The organism is Nonomuraea sp. NPDC049129 (assembly GCF_040648495.1).
Classification (GTDB): Bacteria; Actinomycetota; Actinomycetes; order Streptosporangiales; family Streptosporangiaceae; genus Nonomuraea.
In genome coordinates, this window is record NZ_JBEZDU010000008.1 from 183,629 (window position 1) to 201,531 (window position 17,903).

A 17,903-nucleotide genomic window follows, 5' to 3' on the forward strand; every position below is an offset into this window, starting at 1 on the left:
CCTCCGCTCTGTTTCCACGACCTTGGATCGAGACGGACGCGCCAGCGCAAAGCTAGCCGAAGGCCCTTCGGGGTACTGTGGCGCTCACCGTGGTGCCATTTCCTGGTACGCCATTGACGGTGAGGCGGCCGCCTATTCCCGCGAGCTCGTCCCGTCTGCCGCTCAGGCTGGCCCCATATGCCTTGGCCGACGTGCCGAGGCCGTCATCGCTGATGGTCAAGCGCAGCCCGCCGGGAGCCACGGTGAGGGCGATGGAGACGGTACGGGCCCGTGCCTGCCGTTCCACTTCCTGCAGAACGTCACGGATCGTGCCATGGACGATCTCGGTGATGAGGGCGGGAAGCGGTTGTTCCGGCAGAGCCCATATCTCCACGGTGATCCCGGTCTGCAGCGACCACTCCGCCAGGTGATCTTCCAGGGCGTGTGAGGTGGCCATGCGACTGCCTGATTCAGAGCTATTGATCATCTGCTTCTTCCACTTCTGGGCAATAAGTCGAGTACGCCTGATCAGGCCCGTCCGGCGGGCGGTCGCGGGCTGCTCTGCGCGATTCGACCTAGCGGACCATCTTGAGCCCGGTGTGCCAGACGTACCCGTGTCCCCCGCCGCCCAGGTTCCAGACTTCGGTCCACTTCCAGGTGGGCTTGTTGTCCCAGCAGTAGCCGTGGAACTTGGTGCCCTTCTTGGCCACCCGGTAGCCGGAGCTGAGGCTCTGGCGCTTGTGCACCTTGACCGCCCACTTCGCCTGGACGACGCAGGGCCACAGAGCGGCCGAGGCCTTGGTGGCGCCTTCGGTGGCGCTGGTGGCGTGCGCTGAGGAGACCAGCACGCCGGAGGTGAGCGCGGTCGCCACGGCCAGCGTGGCGATCTTTCCTACGGATCTCATGTCCGGAAATGTAGGTTTACAGGTGTTGAGGATTTGTTGAGAATCCGTCGAGTAGTCACAGAACCCAGGAAACGGCCCTTAGCTCAGGTAGCTCACGAGCATGTGCTTGAGCTCGTCCACGAGCTCGGCGCTGCGCTCGGGCGACCCGGTGGTGATCATAGGCATCACCGCCTTCACCATCGACAACACCATCGTGCCCATGAGCAGGGCCCGGTGCTCGGACAGTCCCGGCCGCAGGCGGCGCAGCATGCCCGCGATCTGCCCGGCGATGTCCTCGTGCAGCCGCTGCGAGGCCCCGGCGAACCTGTCGCCCGTGGCCGAGCCGTAGAGCAGCGACCAGTATGCCGGTGAGCGGCTCTTGAACCGCACGCTCTCGTCCACGAGCTGCCCCACCAGCACCTCCAGCGGGACGTCCGGGGTGACCTCGGCCAGCCTGGCGGCCCAGAACTCCTGGCGGTCGTCGGTGTAGCGGGACACCAGCCCGTCCAGGATCTCCTCCTTGTTGCGGAAGAACTGATACAGCGAGCCCGGCGACATCCCCGCCCGCGCGGCGACCTGGTTCGTCGTCATGTCCGGGTAGCCGACCTCGGCGATCACCAGTTCGGCGGCGTCGAGGATCTCCGCCATGCGCTTCAGACCCCGCGCCTGTCGGCGGACCGTGCGTTCAGCCATGCGGCACCTCGTTGACAAATACGAGCATTTACTTGTATTTCTGGTTCGGGACAGCAAACACGAGTAGTTTACCGAGTTTTGATCGGAGACCCCATGCGAACCTCCCTGGGACTCACGCGATGACGGTCAGCGCGCGGCTCCGCCCCGTCCACGCGGCCACCGCGGAGCCGCCGCTGCGCAGGCTCGGCTACTTTCTGGTACGCCGCCGTCGGCTCGTCCTGACGCTGGCCCTGCTCGGCCTGATCGCGGCCGGAGTGCTCGCCGCGGGCGCGGTGCCCCGGCTGTCGCTGGCCAGGTTCGAAGCCCCGGGCTCGGAGTCCGACCGGGCGCAGGCCGAGCTGGTCGAGCGGTTCGACACCGGCAACCCCGACATGATCTTCCTGGTGACCGCCAAGAGCGGGACGGTGGACGCTCCGGCGGTCGAGGCCGCGGGCAGGGAGCTGACCGCCCGGATCGGGGACGAGGCCGACGTCGCCGAGGCGGACTCGTACTGGACCCGCGGCAGACCCGCCACGATGCGCAGCGAGGATGGCAGGCACGCGCTCATCGTGGTCCGCATCCCGGGGGACGCCGACCACGTGCGGGCACAGGTGCTGCCCAGGCTCATCCCCGAGATCACCCGGGGCACCGACCTGCTGCAGGTGCGGGCCGGGGGAGGGGAGGAGGTCTTCCGTGAGACCGTGCCGCTGGCCAGGCAGGACTTCGTCCGGGCCGAGCTGGTCATCTTCCCGCTGGCGTTCATGCTGCTCTGGCTCTACCAGCGGCGTGCGATGGCGGCCCTGGTGCCGATCCTGGCCGGCCTGTTCGCGATGATGATCGGGCTCGCGCTGCTCCGTGGCGTCCTGACATTTACTGAAATTTCGACGTTCGCTCTGAATCTCACGCTGGCCATGGGGCTCGGCCTCGGCATCGACTACTGCCTCTTCGTGATCCAGCGCTTCCGCGAGGAGACGCGGGGCGGCAAGGACCGGGCGGCGGCCGTCGCGGGGGCGGTCGAGCACGCCGGCCGGACCGTGTTGTTCAGCGGCCTGACCGTGGCCACGTCACTGGCCGTGCTGTTCGCGTTGCCGTTCGACTTCCTGCGCTCTTTCGCGTACGCGGGCATCGCCGTCGTCATCGGCGGCCTGGTCGCGGCCGTGCTGGTGCTGCCCGCCGTACTCGCCTCCATCGGCGGCACGATGCTGCCCAGACGGGAGCGGCCGGAGCGGGCGGCGGGGTTCTGGCACGGGCTGGCCACCCGCGTGATGCGCCGGCCACTGGTGTTCGGCGGCCTGGCGACCGTGCTGCTGCTGGTGCTGGCCTCGCCCTTCCTGGGCCTGCGCTTCGGCGTGGCCGACGACCGCATCCTGCCTCTGGAGGCGTCCTCCCGGCAGACGCAGGAGGTCGTGCGTCAGTCGTTCCCCGCCGAGGAGACCGACGCCATCCAGCTGGTCTCGCGCGAGGCGGTGACGGCGGACGTCACGGCGTACGCGACAAGCCTGTCCCGGCTGCCCGGCGTGGCCCAGGTGGACTCTGCCGCCGGGTCGTTCGCCGGCGGGCAGCGGGTGGGTGACGGGGACCCGTCCAGGTTCCAGGGCGAGGGCACGTGGCTGTCGGTGGTCCCGTCGGCCGCGGCGCTGGCCGACGACCCCGTGCGGCTCGTCCAGGCCGTACGCGCGGTGCCGCCGCCCTTCGAGGTGCTGGTCGGCGGCTATCCCGCCGAGCTGTCCGACTACCGGGCCTCGGTGGTGGAACGGCTGCCGCTGGTGCTCGCGCTCATGCTGGGCGTGACATTCGTGGTCCTGTTCCTCATGACGCGCAGCCTGATCATCCCGATCAAGGCGACCCTGCTGAACGTCCTCAGCCTCGGCGTCATGTTCGGCGCCATCGTCTGGATCTTCCAGGACGGCAACCTGTCGGGTCTCCTCGGCTTCACCCCGACGGGCACGCTCGACCCCAGCATCCCCATCCTCATGCTCTGTGTGGCCTACGGCCTGTCGATGGACTACGAGGTGTTTCTGCTGTCGCGGATCAAGGAGGAGTACGACAGGACCGGGGACACCGAGCAGGCGGTGGCCGCCGGCCTGCAGCGGGGCGCTCCGCTGATCACCGCGGCCGGCGGCATTCTGGCGCTCACCTTCGCCGCGTACGCCACCGCGCAGGTGATGTTCGTGCAGATGCTGGGCGTCGGTATGGCGGTGGCCGTGCTGGTGGACGCGACCGTGATCAGGGCGGTGCTGGTGCCGAGCCTTATGCGCCTGGCCGGACCGCTCAACTGGTGGCCTAGAGGTCGCGCGTCCACCCCTGCTCGGTGACGGCGATCCCGTCCTCCAGTTGGAACCCGGAGGCGTTGCCGTGTGCAAGCGAGGGCCATCGGTCCGCGGCCCACTCCGGCCAGCCCAGCCACCCCGGTGGCGGGCCGGGGATGTCGCCGCCGCCGAGTTCGGCGGCATCTGGTGCCTGGAACTGCTTCCGCCAATTGTCGATGTCCGCCTCGCTCATCGGAAATGTCGTGTGCGGTGCGGTGACTTGGCGGTGTGCGATCCGGGCGCGTTGGACGTCCTTGTCGATAGGCAGGTAGATGACTTGGCAGGATGCCCCGGCCGATGTTGCCAGCCAGCGCAGTGCCGACCGTTCGTCGCGGCTCCAGAGCCCGAAGTCGAGCACGACGTTGGTGCCCAGTCGCAGCGCTTGCAGGGCTAGTGCGATGAGCCGTCCTTCCAGCATGTCGCGCTTGCCGTCGGGCTGCGACCCGTCGAACAGGGAGATCATCCACTCGTCCGGGGTCAGCCGCAGCGCGCGGTGCGCCGCGGCGAGTTCTGCGGCCCGGGTGGTCTTTCCGGCGCCGGGGAGCCCGACCATCAGGAGAAGCTTGGCGGGTTCGGGCCGCACGTCATGGTCCGGCTTCGCTTTCGCGGTGGCTGCGGCCGGCTTGTCGGCGACGGTGAGGGATGCCTCGGACGTACGAGGGAAAGGATCTTGGTGCGTTGGATGGAACTGCTGCGACATGGATGTGCTCCCCGGATCACGCAGGACGATCCGGCAGCACAGCGAGACACGCGATTGGGCTGCCGGCGGGACACTGATCCGGCGGTACGCCCTGGCACTGACCCCAGCGGGGCAGGCAATGAGGCCGCGGTTTAGGCAACCGCGATACCGCCGCTAAGCAGCGGCGCGGATGTTCATAGCGGCGAAACAACCCATGCCGCCACCATAACCGACAGCACCAGCATGGTTGTCGACCGCGAGCCCGACTTCGCTAAGTGGTCGGTCTGGCCGGACCCCGGCGGGGCAGTTAGCTGGGCCGGATTCGCCCCGTAACTAGCCGGATTAAGAACGCAACTCTGTAACTCCAGAACTTAATCTGGGAGAGACTCCCGATGGACCCATTCGCAGCCCTGCTGGTCGCTGCGGTGTTCAACACCATCTGTAGGTCCATTCAAAGCTCCTTGAGTGGGGTTGGGGAGGCCCCGCCTGGAAGCCCTCCAGCCGTGAGAGATGGGGCCGCCCCGCCTCTCCTGAGGGAAGACGCCGTTGGCGAAGTAGATCGAATGGGAAAGGCCCCGTGATCACTAACGTGATCGCGGGGCCTTTCCCGTGTTAGGAGCTGTATGCCGAGCCAGCTTCACCGCTGAAAGCAACAGGATGAGAGCGGGGCTCGGGATGAGGATCAGGTCGGGGATCATCCCAAGCCTTTGATCTTGGCTGGCTGGCTGGCGGCGAACTGCGATCAACGACAAGCCCACGCGGTCCGCTGCCAATGCCGACCCTTGGTCGTTAATGCTGTGACCGGTAACCTTCACCGGCTGGTTGCACCTAGCAGCTGCGGTTGGCAGGGACTTCAAAGATGAGCCCGAGACCGAGTTGTTCGTCCCAGTCTTCTCCGACCTGGACGAATCCGAAGCCGGCGATCGTGGCCAGGGACGCCACGTTATCGGGGCTAATCGTCGCCCGTACGGTCTTGACCGCCGGTTCGTCCGCGGCCCGACGCAGCAACTCGATCAGGATGGCTCGGCCATACCCCTGGCGACGGAAGTCGGGAGCAACCGCGTATCCGATCTCTATCATGCTCGCCTCATCGGGCGGTCCGTGAAACCCGGCGTGACCGATGACGACACCTTCAGGCCCGGTTACCGCCTGCCGTACCATCCACTGTGCGTGGCCGGGATCGGCGGCCATCTGGTCGATCCGAAACCGCCACAGCTCCCGTGCCGTGTCTGTCACAAAGTACTCGGTCAGAGCGACCCCAGTCGTATTGCTGGCTGTGGGCAGATCCCCATCGAGCAGGGCGGACATCGCGGTGCTCGACAACTCGACAAAGCGCACATGCTTCGGACTGGTGGGGAACGACATCTGGCGATCGGCTTCATCTGTCACCGTGCGGATGCTCGCAGAATGCCCGGCAGACGTCCAACGAATTTTGGAGTGATTGATCAACAGAACTTGCTCACGACAGCATCCACCACCACGAGTACCAACCGCTGAAAGATCATGTCGGGCACAGATCCTTCAGGAGCTGCTCGGCCACGAAAGTTTTGAGACCACGATGCGTTACAGCCATCTCGCTCCGGACGCGCACGAGAAGGTCATCAAGTCGTGGGCGCGGCGTACCGCCGACACCGCAAATTAGCGATCTTGACGCATGTGTGACGCACGATCATGTGAAAGGCCCTCCCCGGATTGCTCCGGAAAGGGCCTCTGACCTGCGGGTCGGGGTGGCGGGATTTGAACCCACGGCCTCTTCGTCCCGAACGAAGCGCGCTGCCAAGCTGCGCTACACCCCGGTGCACGCCCTCTTGCGCGTGCTTGAGAAGTCTAGCTGACTTCGCGGGTGCTTGTGACCGCGTTTATCGGCGCGGGACCAGCGTGAGCAACGAGGCCTCCGGGAAGCAGGCGAAGCGGACCGGGGCGTACGGCGAAGTGCCGAGGCCGGCCGAGACGTGCAGCCAGGCGTTGTCGTGGCGGTTGAGGCCCTTGACGCGAGGTCGGTCGATGCCGCAGTTGGTGACCAGGGCGCCGTAGAACGGGATGCACAGCTGGCCGCCGTGCGTGTGGCCGGCCAGGAGGAGTTGGTAGCCGTCGGCGGCGAAGCGGGTCATGTTGCGGGGCTCGGGGGAGTGCATGACGCCGAGGCGGAGGTCGGCGTCGGCCGGAGCGGGGCCGGCGACCAGGTCGTAGCGGTCGCGGTCGATGTGGGAGTCGTGGATGCCCGCCACCGCCACGTCGAGGTCGCCGATCTTGAGGCGGGCGGTGGTGTTGTTCATGTCGAGCCAGCCCTCGGCCGCCATGCCGGCGCCGAGCTCCTCCCAGGGGAGGGTCGGGACGTGCTGGCGGCGCTCGTTCTTGGAGGTGCGCCAGAGGTAGCGGGCCGGGTTCTTGGGCTTGGGCGCGTAGAGGTCGTTGGAGCCGTACACGAACATGCCGGGGCGGGCCAGCAGGGGCTCCAGGGCGTGCAGGAGCGCGGGTACGGCCTCAGGGTGGGCGATCGAGTCGCCCGTGTTGACGACCAGGTCGGGCTCCAGGGAGCCCAGCGAGCGGACCCAGTTGATCAGCATCCTGCGGCCCGGCGTCAGGTGCAGGTCGGACAGGTGGAGGATGCGTACGGGCCGCTGCCCGCGCTCCAGCACGGGCACGTCGAAGCGGCGCAGCCGGAACCAGTTGCGTTCGACGACGGAGGCGTAACCCAGACCGGCCAGGCCGAGGCCGAGGATGGACAGTGGTATGGCGGCAGCTTTCCTCACCCATTCATGATGCCCGACATCCGGCGCCAGGCGTCCCGAGTACGTGAGATGGGGCTACGTGAGCGCGTAGCCGTCCGTACAAGCGGCAAGATGGACCGCATGAGCGCATTGAAGGACAAGCTGAAGGCCGATCTCACGGCCTCGCTGAAGAGCCGGGACGAGGTACGTCTCCGGACGATTCGTATGGCACTGGCCGCGGTCAACGTCGAGGAGGTCGCCGGCAAGGCGGCCAGGGAGCTCTCCGACGACGAGATCATCAAGGTGCTGACCAAGGAGGCCAAGAAGCGCCGAGAGGCGGCCGAGGCGTTCGGGAACGCCGGGCGCGCGGAGCAGGCGCAGGCGGAGCTGGACGAGCAGGCGGTGCTGGAGGAATACCTGCCGGCGCAGCTCTCCGACGAGGAGCTCGGCCGCCTCGTCGACGAGGCCGTCGCCGAGACGGGCGCCGCCGGCCCCCAGGCGATGGGCCAGGTCATGAAGGTCGTCAACCCGAAGGTCGCCGGTCGCGCGGAGGGGGGACGGGTCGCCGCCGCCGTTCGCGCGCGACTGTCCGCCTAACCAGGTCTCGGGTGCCCGCCACGATCGCGGGCACCCAGGGCACTCAGGTCAGTTGCGCCCGCGACCGCGTCCCCGGCCGTTGTCGTCGCGGTTGAACTGGTCGAACTGGTCGAAGAAGTCGTCCTGCGGGCCGCCCCGCTCGTCGTCCTTCTTCTCCTTCTTGGGCTTGGGGGCGCAGTTGTCGGCGCAGCCGCCGAACCGCTCGTGGTTGACCGGCGTGAACTCGGTGGGTTCGACGCCCTTGAGCGCCCCCATCATCGCCTGCTTCCAGATGCGGCCCGAGATCGTCGCCCCGTACACGTAGCCGTAGCTGCGGCCGCCGATGGTGACGCCGATCAGCGGGTGGGTGAAGGCGCCGCGCGGGTCGCCGAGGCTGACGGCGGAGGCGAGGTTCGGGGTGTAGCCGGCGAACCAGGCGGCCGTGTAGCCGTCGGTGGTGCCCGTCTTGCCCGCCGCGTCCCGGCCGATGCCGCCGACCTCCTGCATCGTGCCCTTGGTGAACACGCCCGAGAGGATGCCGGTGACGGCGTCGGCGACCTCCTCCTCCATGACCTTGGAGCACTTGGGCTTGTACTGGGTGGCCTTGCCGTTGCGGTCCTTGATCTCGGTGATCGCCAGTGGCTTGCAGTACTGGCCGCGTGAGGCGAAGACCGCGTAGGTGCTGGAGACGGTGACCGGGTCCACCTCGTTGATGCCGAGCGTGAACGTCTCGAACTCGCGTAGCTTCGAGCCGTCGGCCCGCTTGAGCCCGATCCGCTTGGCCAGCTTGACCACCTTGCAGAGCGTGACGCGCTCCTCCAGCCGCATGAAGAAGGTGTTGACCGAGCCCCAGGTGCCGGTCTGCAGCGTCTTGAAGCCGCCGCCGCCCTCGCTGGAGTTGCGCACCTCGTGCGTGGGGTCGCCGACCCGCTTGCCGTCGCAGTTCTTGAACGCGCCGTAGCCGGACGCGGTGAAGCCGGCCGGCGCCGGGTAGCCGTCGCCGTACTTCAGGCCCTCCTCGAGCGCTGTGGCGAGCGTGTAGGCCTTCGCCGTCGAGCCCTGCTGGAAGCCGCCGCCACCGCCGTGCTTGGCGTCGGCGACGACGTTGTAGCTCATCTCGTTCTTCTTCTTGCTGCCGCCGAACTTGCGCGAGGCCGCCATCGCCTTGATCTCGCCGGTGCCCGGCACGACCATCGCCTGCGAGGCCACCGGCTTGTCCTTGGTGCTGACGTACTCCTTGATGGCCTTGTCGGCGGCTTTCTGCATCTTCGGGTCGATCGTGGTCTTGATGGTGAGACCGCCGCGCTGGAGCAGCTTGAGGCGCTCCTTGGGGGTCTTGCCGAAATCCTCGTCGTTGAGGATCTCGTTCTGGACGTAGAGGCAGAAGTACGGGTACTTGCTCTCCTCGCAACCGCCTTCGACCTTGGTGTCCTTGAAGACGAGCTTCTTGGCCTTGGCCTCGGCGGCCTCCTGCGGCGTGATCTTGCCGAGTTCGGCCATCCGGTCGAGGACGACGTTGCGGCGGGCCTTCAGCAGCTCCCTGGACGCCTTGCTGACGTTCGGGTCGGTTCTGTTGGGGTTCTGGACGGCGCCCGCGAGCGTGGCCGCCTCGACGAGGTTGAGGGCGGAGGCCGGCTTGCCGAAGAAGCGCTTGGCGGCGGCCTGGATGCCGTGCGCGCCGGCGCCGAAGTAGGCGATGTTCAGATATTTCTCAAGGATCTGGTCCTTGGAGTATTTCTTCTCGACCGCCATGGCGTAGCGCAGTTCGTTGAGCTTGCGGCCGACGCTGGTCTCGATGGCCGCGGCCTGCTCCTCTTTGGTCTCGGCCGAGTTGAGGAGCACCTGCTTGACGTACTGCTGTGTGATCGACGAGCCACCCTGGGTCACGCCGCCCTGGGTGAGGTTCTTGACGAGGGCGCGGGCCGTTCCCTCCACGTCGATCGGGCCGTGCTGGTAGAACCGGAAGTCCTCGATCGAGATCAGCGCCGTCCGCATGATGGGGGCGACCTTGTCGAGACTCACCGATTCGCGGTTCTCGTAGAAGAACTGGGCTATCTTCTTGCCGTTGGCGTCCAGCAGCTCCGTGCGCTCGGGCAACGGGGGTTCGGCCAGGTCCTCGGGCTTCAGGTTGATCCCTGTCATCGCGGATTTGGCGGACATCCCCGCTCCACCGACCGCGGGAAGGGCTATGGCAGCCGTGAGCACTCCCGCGACCGCGCCTGCGGCGATCAGCCGCACGATGTTCAAGATCGGCGAGGAACGATCTTTGCCCTGAGCTTGCACAAGTCCAAGAGTACGTCGAATGAGTGACCTTATCGGTAACTCGGCACCATTTCGCCTTGACTGACGGGGGTGACTAGTCATTCCCGGTCAAGACTCCAGCGAGAAATTGGTCCTCTGGGGTCTGTCGGCCCGAACGTCTAGTTGCGTACGTTCTCCTCTGCGGCAACTGAATACGGAGGCTCGGCGCCCGCGCCCGTCGGCCCCAAATGACGACTGACCACCTAAGGGGAGTGGGGTCGAAATGTGGATCACGGATTGGACCTCCCGTGCCGCCTGTCGAGGAGCGGACCCGGACGCACTGTTCGTCCAGGGAGCCGCCCAGAACAGGGCGAAGCTGATCTGCCGAGGATGCCCGGTCCGTACCGAATGCCTCGCCGATGCGCTGGACAACCGCATCGAGTTTGGCGTGTGGGGCGGCATGACGGAACGGGAACGACGGGCTCTGCTACGGCGGCGTCCTGACGTGGACTCATGGCGAGAGCTGCTCGAGTCTGCCAAGGAAGAGTACGAACGGACTAACGAGCTGATCGCAGGCTGACCCTAGCCTCGGGCGTACGGCCGGTGCTCGCACCGGCCGTACTCTCATGTGCTCGCGAGGAGTTCCCCGATCCGGCGCAGACCCGCTAGATCGTGGACATCCTCCGACATCGCACGTACCTGGACGACCGGCACTGTGGGGTGGGCCGACAGGAAATGGTCCTGCTCCCGGTGTTCGCGGGCGGCGAGTTGCATTCTGCCGGTGTGCAGCCGCAGTACGGCGGCGGTCAACTCGTGTTCGCCCCGCGACTCCAGGTCTTCCGCCGCGGCGGCGCTGCGCGCGGCCGAGAGCGCCGCTGCGGTGGGTTCGTGCACCCGGTTGACCACCAGGCCGGCCAGGGGCATGCGCTCCTCAGCGAGCCGCTCGACGAAGTAGGAGGCCTCACGCATCGCGTCGCGCTCCGGCGCGGCCACCACCACGAAAGCCGTACCCGGCGCCTGGAGCAGCCGATAGGTCATCTCCGCGCGCTGCCTGAACCCGCCGAAGACCGCGTCCAGCGCCGACACGAACGTCTGCAGGTCCTTGATGACCTGCGCGCCCAGCAGCTTGGTCATCGCGCCCGCCATGATCCCGAACCCGGCGTTGAGCAGCCGGAACGCGCTCCGCCCTCCCGCCTTGGCCGGCGCGGTCAGCAGCCGGATGAACCTTCCGTCGAGGAAGCGGCCGAGCCGCTCAGGGGCGTCGAGGAAGTCGAGCGCCGACCGCGAGGGCGGCGTGTCGACGATGATCAGATCCCACTCGTCCGAGCGGCGCAGCTGGCCCAGCTTCTCCATCGCCATGTATTCCTGGGTGCCGGCGAAGCTGGAGGACAGCGACTGGTAGAAGGGGTTCGACAGGATCTGGCGGGCCCGGTCGGGGTCGGCGTGCGCCTCGATGATCTCGTCGAACGTACGCTTCATGTCCAGCATCATCGCGAACAGCTGGCCGCCGCCCTCGGGTGAGCTGATCAGGCGCGGGGTGTTGTCGAGCTCGGTGAGCCCCATCGACTGCGCCAGCCGCCGCGCGGGGTCGACGGTCAGCACGACCGCGCACCTGCCGCGCTCGGCGGCCCGCAGCCCCAGCGCGGCGGCCGTCGTGGTCTTGCCCACGCCGCCGGCGCCGCAGCAGACGATGATCCGGGTGCCCTGGTCGTCGAGAATGGCGTCGACATCGAGTACGGGGGGCTTCTTCACGCTGCTCCCTGGGTGCGGATGGCCTCGGCCAGCTCGTACAGGCCGCTCAGATCGACACCGTCGGCCAGCAGCGGCAACTCGTAGGACGGCAGCGTCGCCTCCGCCAGAGAAGCGCGCTCGGCCCGCTCCAGCTCGGTACGGCGGGCATGCTCGGCGACCTCTTCCGCCAGAGCCTCCGCAACCGTGGAGGCGCCGTCGGACAGACCGGCCGCCTTGAGCCCGAGCGTGAGCTCGGCGACGTCGAATCGGCCCTTGACAGCACTGTCAAGTGCGGCCTGTGGAAGCAGTGATTCACGAACCATGTTGATGAAGATTCCGCCGGGCGGCAGCCCCGCCGACCGCAATTCGGCGATGCCGTCGAGCGTCTCCTGAACCGGCATCTCCTCCAGCAAGGTGATGAAGTGCACCGCCGTTTCCGGAGATTTCACGACCTTGCTCACCAGATCGGAGTGGTTCTTGATCGGGCCGACTCTGGCCAGCCCGGCGACCTCCTGAGTGACGTTCAGGAAGCGCGAGATGCGACCGGTCGGCGGCGCGTCGAGTACGACGGCGTCATAGATCCGCTTGCCGTTCTTGCCGCGCCTGCGTACGGCCTCGGAGGTCTTGCCGGTGACGAGGACGTCGCGGAATCCGGGGGCGACGGTGGTCGCGAAGTCGACGATGCCCATCTTGGTCAGCGCCCGCCCCGCCCTGCGCATGCCGTAGAACATCTCCATGTATTCGAGCATGGCCTCCTCAGGGTCTATGGCCAGCGCGTAGACGTCGCCGCCTGATGGGGCCACGGCGATCCGGCGCTCCTCGTACGGCAGCGGTGGCAGGTCGAAGATCTGCGCGATGCCCTGCCTGCCCTCCACCTCGACGAGCAGCACCTTGCGCCCGCCCGAGGCCAGTGCCAGGGCGAGGGCCGCGGCGACCGTGGTCTTGCCTGTGCCGCCCTTGCCGGTGACCACGTGCAGTCGCACGCCGTCCCAATCGGTGTCCCGAGAGTCCACGTTTCGAGGCTACCGAACGGTCACTTGTCGAAAGCCGACGACCACCCTTTGAGATTGCTCACATCGTGGCGTGCGGTGCGCCGCGGGTTGAGCTTCTCCTACGCTGGCCCTCATGAAGAAATGGGAGTACCTGACGGCTCCGGTGCTGATCCACAACACCAAGATGATCCTGGACAACTTCGGGGCCGATGGCTGGGAGCTGGTCCAGATCCTGCAGGGTGCCACGCCCGAGCAGCTTGTCGCCTACTTCAAGAGGGAGAAGCAGTGACGCCCGAAGAGAAGATCACCGAACTCGGGCTGACGCTGCCCGAGGTCGTCGCGCCGCTGGCCGCCTATGTGCCGGCCGTACGGACCGGCAACCTCGTCTACACCTCGGGCCAACTGCCCATGGTCGACGGCAAGCTCGCGCAGACCGGCAAGGTCGGCGCCGAGGTCGGCCTCGACGACGCCCGCGAGCTGGCCCGGATCTGCGCGCTCAACGCGCTGGCCGCGCTGAAGTCCGAGGTCGGCGAGCTGGGCAACGTCGTGCGGATCGTCAAGGTCGTGGCGTTCGTGGCCAGCGACCCGGCCTTCACGCAGCAGCCCCAGGTCGCCAACGGGGCCAGTGAGCTGCTCGCCGAGGTGCTGGGTGATGCGGGCAAGCACGCCCGCAGCGCCGTGGGCGTCGCGTCCCTGCCGCTCGACGCCCCGGTCGAAGTGGAGCTGATCGCCGAGGTCTCCTGAGAGTCCGGATATGTCACGATGACCCGAGTGATGTTCTAGAAGCCCGAGTTGTTCTAGAAGGAGGTCATGTGACGGGTCTGCAACTCCCAGACGAGCTCGCCGAGCGGGCGAGGGACATCCTCGCCGGACGCGTCCAGCCGGTCCCCGCGCGGGACGCCGCCACGGTGGTCATCCTGCGTGAGGGGCCGGAGGTCTATCTGCTCCGGCGCAAGTCCACGATGGCCTTCGCCGCGGGCGCGTACGTCTTCCCCGGCGGCTCGGTCGATCCCCGTGACACCGACCACGCCGTCGCCTGGGCCGGGCCGTCTCCGGCGGACTGGGGCACGGTCTTCGGCGCGGACGAGGGGGTCGCGCGCGGGCTGGTCTGCGCGGCCGTACGGGAGACGTTCGAGGAGTCGGGGGTGCTGCTCGCGGGGCCGGGGCCCGATTCCGTGGTTGACGACACCACGGGAGACGACTGGGAGGCCGACCGGCTCGCGCTGATCGACCGGAGCCTGTCCTTCGCCGACTTCCTCGCCAAGCGCGGCCTGGTGCTCCGCTCGGATCTGCTCAAGCCGTGGGCGCACTGGATCACGCCGGAGATCGAGACCCGGCGCTTCGACACCCGCTTCTTCGCCGCCGTACTCCCCGAGGGGCAGCGCACCCGCGACGTCGGCGGCGAGGCCGACCAGGTCGACTGGAAGCGCCCGGCCGACGCCCTCGAGCTGGCGCACGAGGGCAAGATCTTCCTGATGCCACCCACCTATCGCACGCTGACCGAGCTGGCCGCCTGCGACTCCGTGGCGGACGTCCTGGCCGCGCGGCGGGAGATCGTCACGATCCTGCCCAGGGTCGTGGAGGTCGACGGCGAGTTCCAGTTGGTGACGACATGAGCGGTCTGCACATTCCGGCCGGCTCGCCCGACGGATCCCGTACGACCCACGCCGAGAACCTGCTCGCGCCCAACCCGTCGCCCATGACCCTCGACGGCACCAACACCTGGATCATCGGCGACCGGGACACCATCGTCATAGACCCGGGCCCCGACGACGAGAGGCACCTGCGCCGGGTCGCCGACCATCTGGCCGAGCGCCGGGTGAGCTGGATCCTGCTCACCCACGGCCACCACGACCACAGCGGCGGTGCCCGGCGCTTCGCCGAGCTGGTCGGCGCGCCCGTGCGGGCGCTCGACCCCAAGCACCGGCTCGGCGATGAAGGGCTGGGCGACGGCGACGTGGTGACCGCCGGTGACGTCGAGGTGCGCGTGTACGGCACGCCGGGGCACTCGTTCGACTCGCTCTGCTTCTGGCTGCCCCAGGACCAGGCCATGCTGACCGGCGACACCGTGCTCGGCCGCGGCACCACGGTGATCGCCCCCGACGGCGACCTCGCCGACTACCTGCGCAGCCTCGACCGGCTCAGGGTCATGGCCGATGAGCTGGGCGTGGCGGCACTGCTGCCGGGCCACGGACCGGTGCTGGCCGACCCGATCGGCGTACTGGACGGCTATATCGCGCACCGGCGCCAGCGCCTCGACCAGATCAGGGCGGCGCTGCGCCAGGGCGCCAAGACGCCCCGCCAGATCGTGGAGATCGTCTACAGCGACGTCGACACGTCGCTGTGGCCCGCGGCCGAGATGTCGGTACGGGCCCAGCTGGACTATCTCGACTCCCTGTAGCGGCTACCTGGAGCGGTTGTAGAGGCGGTCCATGTCGAGGATGACCACGGCCTTGGCCTCGATGCGCAGCCAGCCGCGCTGCGCGAAGTCGGCGAGGGCCTTGTTGACCGTCTCGCGGGAGGCGCCGACGAGCTGGGCCAGCTCCTCCTGGGTGAGATCGTGGTGGACGCGCAGCCCGTCGTCGGTCTTGGTGCCGAACCGCTCGGCCAGGTCGAGCAGCTGCTTGGCCACCCGGCCGGGCACATCGGTGAAGACCAGGTCGGCCAGCACGTCGTTGGTGCGCCGCAGCCGCTGGGCCAGCGCCCGCAGCAGATGGAGCGCCACCTCGGGACGGCCGGTGAGCCAGGGGCGCAGGTCGTCATGGCCCAGCCCGGCCAGGCGCACGTCGGTCAGCGCGGTCGCGGAGGCCGTACGGGGGCGCGGGTCGAACAGCGACAGCTCGCCGAACATCTCGCTCGGGCCGAGCACGCTCAGCAGGTTCTCGCGGCCGTCGGGCGAGGTGCGCGACAGTTTGATCTTGCCTTCGAGCACGACGTAGAGCCGGTCGCCCGTCTCGTTCTCGTGGAAGAGCGTCTGCCCCTTGGACAGCTGGACTTCGGTGATGCTCGTCCGTAGCGCCGCGGCGCTCTCGCGGTCAAGCGCGGCGAACAGGGGGGCCTTGCCCAGCACATCTTCGGTGTTCACTCTGCCTCCTCTGCTGCCATTGTGACGCACCCCACTCCAGGCGGCGCACGTAGGCTATGGGAATGCCCACTGAGTCCAGGCTCGCCCTCGTGCGTCGCGCACGCCGGATGAATCGCATCCTGGCGGAAACCTACCCCGAGGCTCATTGCGAGCTCGACTTCGGTACCCCGCTCGAACTGCTGGTCGCGACGATCCTCTCGGCGCAGTGTACGGACAAGAGGGTCAACATGGTTACTCCGCTACTTTTCGCCAAGTACCCGACGGTGGATGACTATGCGGGCGCCGACCGAGCCGAGATGGAAGAGATCATCCGCTCGACGGGGTTCTTCCGCGCCAAGACCAACAGCATCATCGGCATGGCCCAGGCGGTGTGCGAGCACCACGGCGGGGTGGTGCCCGGCAAGCTGAAAGACCTGGTCAAGCTGCCCGGCGTGGGCCGCAAGACCGCCAACGTGGTGCTCGGCAACGCCTTCGGCGTGCCCGGGCTCACCGTCGACACCCACTTCCAGCGGCTGGTCCGCCGCTTCGGCTGGACCGACGAGACCGACCCGGTCAAGATCGAGCACGTGGTGGGGGAGCTGATCCCCAAACGCGAGTGGACGATCTTCTCGCACCGGGTCATCTGGCACGGGCGCCGCATCTGCCACGCGCGTACGCCGGCCTGCGGCGTCTGCCCGCTGGCCGCCCTCTGCCCCTCGTACGGCACCGGCCCCACGGACGCCGTCAAGGCCCAGAAGCTCGTCAGACCGGGCCCGTTTTCCTAAGTAGGGAAGTCCCCGAACCCCTGGTGTGTTGGAGATTGCGTGACTCAGGTGCCCGACTGGCTCGACACACTCGCGGCGCAGGCCGTACTCACTTCGGTGCCCGCCGGGCTGCGCCCGCCCGCTGAGGGTGGGCGGCCCGCGGCGGTCCTGCTGCTGTTCGGCGAGGGGCCGCTGGGGCCCGATGTGCTGCTCATCCAGCGCAGCTCGCGCGGGCGCAGGCACGCGGGCCAACCGGCCTTCCCCGGCGGCGGCGTGGACCCGGAGGACGGCGGGCCCGTCGGGGCGGCGCTGCGCGAGGCCGAGGAGGAGACCGGTCTCGATCCGCGGGGCGTGACCGTGCTCTGCACGATGCCCGAGCTCTACATCTGGCGCAGCGACAACCGGGTCACACCGGTCGTCGGCTGGTGGCGCACCCCGTCGGCGGTGCACGCGGCCTCGCCCGCCGAGGTGGAGTCCGTGGAGCGGGTGCCGATCGCCGAGCTGGTCGATCCGGGCAACCGGTTCACGCTGCGGCATCCGGGCGGCTACGCCGGGCCCGCGTTCCGGGTGCGCGGGATGCTGGTGTGGGGGTTCACCGCGATGGTGCTCGACGGGGTGCTGCGCGAAGGCGGGCTGGAACGGCCGTGGGATCCCGAGAGGGTGGAGGAGATGCCGCCGGACGTCCTGGACATGGCCTCACGGGGCTGAAGCACCGCTTCAGACGGAGCTGTGGGCGGCCCGCTTCCCGTGGCGGCCCGCTTCAGACGAGCGGGTCCAGGCGGTCCTGGTCGCCTGTGACCAGGGCGACACCGAGCGAGGCCCAGTCGGCCACGTCGGCGTCGCTGTCGGCTGCCAGCGCCCGCAGCGCGTTCAGCCCGGCCCGGTCCGGCGGGTCGCCCAGCACATGCTGGAGCGCGTACGCGGCGCCGTACCTGACCCGTGGGTCCTCGTGCCCGGCCAGATCCATCACCGATGGTAGCGACCGGGGGTCGGCCAGGTGGCCGAAGGCGATGAGCACCGAGTAGAGCACCATGACGTCGTCCTCGCTGGCCGCCAGGTAGCGCAGGACGGGCAGGATCCGATCCACGTACGCCTCGAGCATGCCCAGGATGTCCACCCCGAGCAGGCGCTGGGTGACGTCGTCCGCCGCGCAGAGCCGCCGTGCCTCGATGAAGGACTCAAGATCGCCGCGCTGCCGTAGTACGGAGATCGCGTGCCAGCGCACCGCCCCGTCGGGATCGTCGTCGTCGAGAGCCGCTTCGATGAGGCCGCGCACTGTTTCGTCGTTGGGCGGCATGCCG

At 68.2% G+C, this 17,903-nt stretch carries 20 protein-coding genes and 1 tRNA gene; 9 read left to right on the forward strand and 12 right to left on the reverse strand.

The genetic code is table 11. From position 1 onward, the window contains the following. Positions 1–52 precede the first annotated feature (52 nt). The 3 genes from AB0B64_RS26375 to AB0B64_RS26385 all read right to left on the reverse strand — a co-directional run bounded on the left by AB0B64_RS26375 (position 53) and on the right by AB0B64_RS26385 (position 1,556). Positions 53–436: a hypothetical protein gene (locus tag AB0B64_RS26375; RefSeq protein WP_358180276.1), complete on the reverse strand. Its 384-nt coding sequence runs from the start codon at positions 434–436 to the stop codon at positions 53–55. Positions 437–554: 118 nt separating this feature from the next. After that, complete coding sequence (locus AB0B64_RS26380; protein WP_357954447.1) at positions 555–884, reverse strand: hypothetical protein; 330 nt, start codon at positions 882–884, stop codon at positions 555–557. Positions 885–962: 78 nt separating this feature from the next. Continuing rightward, positions 963–1,556 carry a TetR/AcrR family transcriptional regulator gene (locus AB0B64_RS26385; protein WP_357954449.1) on the reverse strand — a complete coding sequence of 198 codons (594 nt, stop codon included), beginning with the start codon at positions 1,554–1,556 and terminating at the stop codon, positions 963–965. A gap of 119 nt (positions 1,557–1,675) precedes the next feature. Here AB0B64_RS26385 and AB0B64_RS26390 point away from each other — a divergent pair, with 119 nt between their 5' ends. Then, on the forward strand, positions 1,676–3,850 hold the full coding sequence (locus AB0B64_RS26390; protein ID WP_358180279.1) for an MMPL family transporter: 2,175 nt from the start codon (positions 1,676–1,678) through the stop codon (positions 3,848–3,850). On the opposite strand, the gene AB0B64_RS26395 is transcribed toward AB0B64_RS26390, so the two are convergent. From AB0B64_RS26395 to AB0B64_RS26410, 4 genes are all read right to left on the reverse strand, one after another. Continuing rightward, complete coding sequence (locus tag AB0B64_RS26395; protein ID WP_358180282.1) at positions 3,819–4,544, reverse strand: ATP-binding protein; 726 nt, start codon at positions 4,542–4,544, stop codon at positions 3,819–3,821. The genes AB0B64_RS26390 and AB0B64_RS26395 overlap by 32 nt on opposite strands. A gap of 807 nt (positions 4,545–5,351) precedes the next feature. Continuing rightward, a complete protein-coding gene (locus AB0B64_RS26400) occupies positions 5,352–5,912 on the reverse strand; it encodes a GNAT family protein (protein WP_358180285.1) in 561 nt (186 codons plus the stop codon). A 333-nt stretch (positions 5,913–6,245) separates the two neighbouring features. Beyond that, positions 6,246–6,319, reverse strand: a tRNA-Pro gene (locus AB0B64_RS26405). 63 nt (positions 6,320–6,382) lie between these two features. Continuing rightward, on the reverse strand, positions 6,383–7,276 hold the full coding sequence (locus AB0B64_RS26410; RefSeq protein ID WP_357954461.1) for a metallophosphoesterase: 894 nt from the start codon (positions 7,274–7,276) through the stop codon (positions 6,383–6,385). A 99-nt stretch (positions 7,277–7,375) separates the two neighbouring features. Between AB0B64_RS26410 and AB0B64_RS26415 the strand changes: the two genes are divergently transcribed. Then, positions 7,376–7,831, forward strand: coding sequence for a GatB/YqeY domain-containing protein (locus tag AB0B64_RS26415; RefSeq protein ID WP_358180288.1), 456 nt, complete (start codon positions 7,376–7,378; stop codon positions 7,829–7,831). 48 nt (positions 7,832–7,879) lie between these two features. Here AB0B64_RS26415 and AB0B64_RS26420 read toward each other — a convergent pair whose 3' ends face one another. Further along, complete coding sequence (locus AB0B64_RS26420) at positions 7,880–9,970, reverse strand: transglycosylase domain-containing protein (protein ID WP_357954465.1); 2,091 nt, start codon at positions 9,968–9,970, stop codon at positions 7,880–7,882. Between the two features lie 364 nt (positions 9,971–10,334). Between AB0B64_RS26420 and AB0B64_RS26425 the strand changes: the two genes are divergently transcribed. Next, the gene (locus AB0B64_RS26425; protein ID WP_148036282.1) at positions 10,335–10,631 is read left to right on the forward strand and encodes a WhiB family transcriptional regulator; all 297 of its coding nucleotides are present in this window, start codon (positions 10,335–10,337) and stop codon (positions 10,629–10,631) included. Positions 10,632–10,675: 44 nt separating this feature from the next. Here AB0B64_RS26425 and AB0B64_RS26430 read toward each other — a convergent pair whose 3' ends face one another. Then, a complete protein-coding gene (locus AB0B64_RS26430; protein WP_357954467.1) occupies positions 10,676–11,803 on the reverse strand; it encodes an ArsA family ATPase in 1,128 nt (375 codons plus the stop codon). After that, entirely contained in the window at positions 11,800–12,795 is a 996-nt protein-coding gene (locus tag AB0B64_RS26435) for an ArsA-related P-loop ATPase (RefSeq protein ID WP_358180291.1), read from the reverse strand. The genes AB0B64_RS26430 and AB0B64_RS26435 overlap by 4 nt, the downstream gene beginning before the upstream one ends. Positions 12,796–12,907: 112 nt before the next feature. Between AB0B64_RS26435 and AB0B64_RS26440 the strand changes: the two genes are divergently transcribed. From AB0B64_RS26440 to AB0B64_RS26455, 4 genes are all read left to right on the forward strand, one after another. Beyond that, positions 12,908–13,063 (forward strand): hypothetical protein, encoded by a 156-nt coding sequence (locus AB0B64_RS26440; protein WP_165959776.1) that lies wholly within the window; start codon positions 12,908–12,910, stop codon positions 13,061–13,063. Further along, positions 13,060–13,518, forward strand: coding sequence for a RidA family protein (locus AB0B64_RS26445; RefSeq protein WP_357954471.1), 459 nt, complete (start codon positions 13,060–13,062; stop codon positions 13,516–13,518). The genes AB0B64_RS26440 and AB0B64_RS26445 overlap by 4 nt, the downstream gene beginning before the upstream one ends. Positions 13,519–13,586: 68 nt before the next feature. Next, positions 13,587–14,390, forward strand: coding sequence for an NUDIX hydrolase (locus tag AB0B64_RS26450; protein ID WP_357954473.1), 804 nt, complete (start codon positions 13,587–13,589; stop codon positions 14,388–14,390). Continuing rightward, a complete protein-coding gene (locus tag AB0B64_RS26455) occupies positions 14,387–15,175 on the forward strand; it encodes an MBL fold metallo-hydrolase (RefSeq protein WP_358180294.1) in 789 nt (262 codons plus the stop codon). Before AB0B64_RS26450 ends, AB0B64_RS26455 begins: the two co-directional genes overlap by 4 nt. A gap of 3 nt (positions 15,176–15,178) precedes the next feature. On the opposite strand, the gene AB0B64_RS26460 is transcribed toward AB0B64_RS26455, so the two are convergent. Continuing rightward, entirely contained in the window at positions 15,179–15,859 is a 681-nt protein-coding gene (locus AB0B64_RS26460) for a Crp/Fnr family transcriptional regulator (RefSeq protein ID WP_185069893.1), read from the reverse strand. 62 nt (positions 15,860–15,921) lie between these two features. Here AB0B64_RS26460 and nth point away from each other — a divergent pair, with 62 nt between their 5' ends. Then, positions 15,922–16,623, forward strand: a complete 702-nt coding sequence (gene nth / locus AB0B64_RS26465; protein WP_357954477.1) for an endonuclease III — start codon at positions 15,922–15,924, stop codon at positions 16,621–16,623. Between the two features lie 39 nt (positions 16,624–16,662). Then, entirely contained in the window at positions 16,663–17,310 is a 648-nt protein-coding gene (locus AB0B64_RS26470; protein WP_358180297.1) for a CoA pyrophosphatase, read from the forward strand. A gap of 52 nt (positions 17,311–17,362) precedes the next feature. On the opposite strand, the gene AB0B64_RS26475 is transcribed toward AB0B64_RS26470, so the two are convergent. Continuing rightward, positions 17,363–17,899, reverse strand: coding sequence for a HEAT repeat domain-containing protein (locus AB0B64_RS26475; protein WP_358180300.1), 537 nt, complete (start codon positions 17,897–17,899; stop codon positions 17,363–17,365). Positions 17,900–17,903 lie beyond the last annotated feature (4 nt).